This window comes from Streptomyces sp. WELS2, from assembly GCF_013870595.1.
Lineage (GTDB): Bacteria > Actinomycetota > Actinomycetes > Streptomycetales > Streptomycetaceae > Streptomyces.
On record NZ_JACBWZ010000654.1, the window covers coordinates 1 to 3,585 of the forward strand.

Consider the following 3,585-nt stretch of genomic DNA (forward strand, 5'->3'; position numbering starts at 1 on the left):
GTAGTCGATCAGCGGCTCCACGAAGACCGAGTCGCCCGGCGGTACGCGCAGCTCGTCCTCGCGTCCTCGCGGTACCTCGCGTACTCCTCTTCGGCGTTCATGCCGCGAGGCTAGCCAGACCGCGCCGCCCGCCACCACCCGATATGTCCGGCGCCGGCGGGGGCGACCCGACTATCGGTCGGAACGCTCCACGACTACCGGCCCCTCCCCCGCGAGGACCTGCCGGTAGAACCTCTCTATCGCCGTCTCGTGGGTGCGCAGCGCCTGCGAGACGTTCTGGAGTTCGCTGTCGGGGGCGCAGGGGAACGTGAAGAACTCGGCGGCGGGGTCCGGGTGTTCCGGGTCCTGGGGCGCGTGCAGCGCCGCCGCTGCGAACCGGAGGTCCACCGCCCCGGCGATGCCGCGCGCGACCGGCTCCGGGTAGCCCGCCCGCGACGCCGCGCTCCGTACCCGCTCCCGCCGGGACGCGCTCAGGTACGGACCCAGTTTGAGGAGCCCGTCGTTGATGGCGGCCCGGCGCAGTTCCAGGCGCAGGGCGGCGCCGCTGACCCGGCCGGTGGCGGGCGCGGCGGGCGGGGTGACGGCCAGCATGGCCTGCCACAGCGGCTTCAGGCGCCGGTGTTCGCGGACCAGACGCCGTCGCTCCGCCAGCACCGGACCGGCCTGGCCGACGATGAAGGCGACCGCCACCAGGCCCGCCTCGGCGATGGCGAACGGCGGCGCCGCGTAGGTGGACAGCCAGTCCCAGTCCCGGCCGCTCCACCGGCCGGCGATGGCCGCGAACTTGGCGACGTCGAAGAAGAGGCCGAGGGCGTAGGCCTCCTGGAGGAAGATCACCGCACGGCGCAGCCAGGTGTCGGCGACCTCCCGGTACCAGGCCCGCAGCATTCCGGCGGCGACCAGCGCGGACGCCGTGTGGGCGACGACGTAGAGCAGGATGAACTCGCGCATCCACGGTGTGCGGGCGTAGTAGGTGTCGAGGTCGCGCAGCCGCTCCACGTGGTGGTCGGCGAGCAGGAACGTCACGCACAGCCCCGCGATGACGGCGGTGTACGCCAGCCCGACCTGGCGGGTGCGCCGGCGGCGGGCGGCGGACGGCGGTTCCCGCCAGGTGATGATGAGCCACAGGCAGGCCCCGCAGTAGGCGGTGGCGAGGCAGTACACCCACACGGCGGCGAAGTTGGGGACGCCGGTGAGGACGTTGATGCGGTGCAGGTTGGCCGGCGGCAGGGAGACGAAGACGAGCGTGCCGATGCCGAGGAGCACGGCGGTGGCCCGCAGGATCGGGTCCTGCCAGGCGCGCCGCAGCAGCGGCAGTTTGATCACGAAGGCGACGGCGAACAGGACGGCGGGGACGGTGTAGGAGACCCAGGAGCCGGAGATGTCCCAGCGCATCAGGGGCCGCCTATGTTGCCCAGCGAGGAGGACAGCCGGTCGGTGAGGGTGTCCTGGGTCATCCGGCCGGCCGCGCCCGGTCCGACGACCTTGGAGAACTTCGCCGCGAGGCGCAGCCCCCACTCCTCGGCCTCCCACTCGGCCTCGGCGGCCTCGGCGGCGGGCGACCGGGTGGCCATGGCGACGACCCGGTCCCAGGGGATGTCGTCGTCGGCGCGGGCCAGCAGCCGGCGGGCGGCGGCGGGCAGTCCGGGGGCGTAGTGCACGTCCAGGGTGCCGTAGTGGATGTGGCCGATCTCGTGCCCGGCGATGACGAACTTGTGCGGGTCGGGGGCGCGTTGCTCGACCACGACGATGTAGTCCTCCTCGCGGGCCAGGGTGATCCCGGAGATGTCCAGGCCCGGCGGGAAGGCGACGAACCGCAGTTTGACGGGGCGGTCCAGGTGGGGGCTGAGGGTGGCGCACAGCGCGTGCAGGAACGCCTCGGGGGTGGTCGGCGGGGTGAGGGTGCGCACCGTCTCGCGCACGAGCCGGTCCAGGAAGCGCTTCGAGGAGCCGAAGGGCCGCGGGGGCAGCGCCAACCGGCAAGTCCGCTTGGGCCTCGGGGTCTTGGCGGACTTTTCAGGCACGCCCGGTATCCCCCGCCTTCTCCGAGGCGATGATCATCTCGGCCAGGTCGGCCAGGGTGGCGAGCTGCCGGGCGTTCATCTGCGGGGCCCGGGCGGCGAGCCGGATCAGGCCGCTCTCGCGCAGTCTCAGCAGCGGGTCGGCCTCGGCCTCCAGGCTCTGCAGCACCGGTTGCAGCGCCTCGAACAGCGCCTCCGGTTCGTCGGCCGTGAAGAAGCCGGCGGGCAGGCCGAAGAAGCGGCGCAGCCGGTCGGCGTGTTCCAGGCTGGGCATGCCGCTCTTGCGCCACTCGCTCAGCCACTGCCTGCTGGTGCCGGCGATCCGGGCGAGTTCGTCCAGGGAGTACCGCTTGCCGTCCGGTCGGCGCCGGGTCTCCCGGATGAAGTCCAGCCGCTGGCGCACCCGGTGGGCGAGGCTGGTCTCGCCGGCCCGGCCGCCGGAGAGGAGTTCCACGACGACGCCCACGGGGATGCCGGTGCGGTAGGAGAGGCCGGCCACGTCGAGGGCTTCCGGCAGCCGGCCGGTCCTGCCGGTCAGCTCGCCGAGCCGTTCCAGCACGTCGGCCAGCGCGGCGTAGGCGTCACTCACCGAGTCCCCCCTGGGCGTGTCTTTCCGTTCGCTGGCTGGGCGCGAGGCTACTAGGTTGCCCCCTCGGCGACCAGATCTGACAAGGCTCCCTGCGCAATAGCGCAGCTATCGTTGACAGTTCAGGGCGCGGTGGGTGAGGATCACTGCACGGAGAGCAAGATCCGACCCGCCTCGGGTGCCGCCTATGGGGGAGCGGCACCCGGGGCGCTCCTGATCGCCTTCCCCCCGAGGAAGGTCCAGGCCATGGCCCAGCCCGTCGTGCTCCTCGGGGCCGGCCGGGGTGAGATCTGCGGCGAGTTCGCGCTGGCGCGCGTCGCCGCGGCCCGCCCGGTGCTCCTGGTCGACCCGTCCCCGCCCGCCCGCTGGGCCCTGCCGTACGCGACCGCCCGCCTGACGGCGGACCCGGCCGGGACGGAACGGACGGCCGAGGCGTTACGGGGACACCGCCCCGGAGGCGTACTGGCCTGGTCCCCGGAGTACCTGCCCGCGGCCGCGCGCCTGGCCGTCCGGCTCGGCCTGCCGGGCCTGCCGTACGAGACGGCCGTGACGTGCGCCGATCCGCCGGCGTTACGGGCGCTGCTGGACCGGCACCGGGTGCCGACGGCGGATCCGGCCGATACCGAGGGGGAACCGGTGTCGGCCGAGACCGTCGTCCTGGACGACGAGGTACGCATCGTCGCGCTCACCCGTACGACCCCGGGCCCGCGGCCGGCCCGCCGCCCGCTGCGGCACAGCGTCCACGCCCACGACGGTCTGCTGCACAACCGCTTCCTGCGCCAGTGCGTGGAGCGGGCCGTGCGCGCCTTACGCCTCACCCCCACCGTCGCGCACATCACGCTGCGGCTGACCGCCCGCGGCCCCCGCGTCCTGGGCGTGGCCCCGTACCCGCCCGGCGATCTGATCCCGCTGCTGGTGGAGCGGGCCACCGGCGTCGATCTGGCCGGGGCCGCGGCGACGTTGGCCACCGGCGGGCTC

3 protein-coding genes and 1 pseudogene are annotated in these 3,585 nt (G+C 73.9%); 1 reads left to right on the forward strand and 3 read right to left on the reverse strand.

The genetic code is table 11. From position 1 onward, the window contains the following. Nucleotides 1-171: 171 nt before the first annotated feature. From H5J33_RS27505 to H5J33_RS27515, 3 genes are read right to left on the reverse strand one after another with little or no spacing between them, the layout of a single operon-like run. Nucleotides 172-1,395 (reverse strand): MAB_1171c family putative transporter, encoded by a 1,224-nt coding sequence (locus H5J33_RS27505; RefSeq protein WP_181797534.1) that lies wholly within the window; start codon nt 1,393-1,395, stop codon nt 172-174. Continuing rightward, complete coding sequence (locus H5J33_RS27510; protein WP_309485501.1) at nt 1,395-2,024, reverse strand: hypothetical protein; 630 nt, start codon at nt 2,022-2,024, stop codon at nt 1,395-1,397. The genes H5J33_RS27505 and H5J33_RS27510 overlap by 1 nt, the downstream gene beginning before the upstream one ends. Further along, nucleotides 2,017-2,610, reverse strand: a complete 594-nt coding sequence (locus H5J33_RS27515; RefSeq protein ID WP_181797535.1) for a helix-turn-helix transcriptional regulator — start codon at nt 2,608-2,610, stop codon at nt 2,017-2,019. The genes H5J33_RS27510 and H5J33_RS27515 overlap by 8 nt, the downstream gene beginning before the upstream one ends. Before the next feature lie 243 nt (nt 2,611-2,853). On the opposite strand from H5J33_RS27515, the pseudogene H5J33_RS27520 reads away from it, so the two are divergent. After that, nucleotides 2,854-3,585 (forward strand): annotated as a pseudogene (locus H5J33_RS27520) (hypothetical protein); the annotation flags it as partial.

Bases quoted from the DNA above. Each gene is read 5' to 3' on its own strand.
- H5J33_RS27505 (WP_181797534.1), bottom strand. From the start codon at position 1,395: ATGCGCTGGGACATCTCCGGCTCCTGGGTCTCCTACACCGTCCCCGCC.